Here is a 426-nt window from a genome sequence, read left to right on the forward strand (position 1 = left end):
TGGCCGCGCACGCCGACCACGTCGTGCTGCTGGCGGGCCCGCGCGGACGGGCGGCCGCGGACCTGCTGCCGGGCGTGGACGAGGTGGTGGAGTACCGCGCCCCGTGGATCGACCCGGAGCCGCCGCCGGTGACCCCCGAGTCGGTGGACGACCTGGTCAAACGGCTGCACGACCTCCGGCCGGACACGGCGTTGATCCTGACCTCGTTCCACCAGTCCCCGCTGCCGCTGGCGCTCGTGCTGCGGATGGCGGGCGTCGGCCGGATCGGCGGCATCAGCGAGGACTACCCGGGCTCCCTGCTCGACGTGCGGCACCGGGTCACGGGTGACCCGCCCGAGGCCGAGCGGGCCCTGTCCCTGGTCCGCCGGGCCGGGTACGGGCTCCCGCCGGGTGACGACGGCAGGCTCGCGCTGCGCGGACCGCTGC

Annotated in this window: 1 protein-coding gene; it reads left to right on the forward strand. The window is 76.8% G+C overall.

The features are described from left to right. Window positions 1-426 (forward strand): glycosyltransferase family 9 protein (locus tag SACPADRAFT_RS27425; protein WP_040924292.1); only part of this gene is annotated, 426 nt, incomplete at both ends.

This window comes from Saccharomonospora iraqiensis subsp. paurometabolica YIM 90007, assembly GCF_000231035.2.
GTDB classification, from domain to species: Bacteria; Actinomycetota; Actinomycetes; order Mycobacteriales; family Pseudonocardiaceae; genus Saccharomonospora; species Saccharomonospora paurometabolica.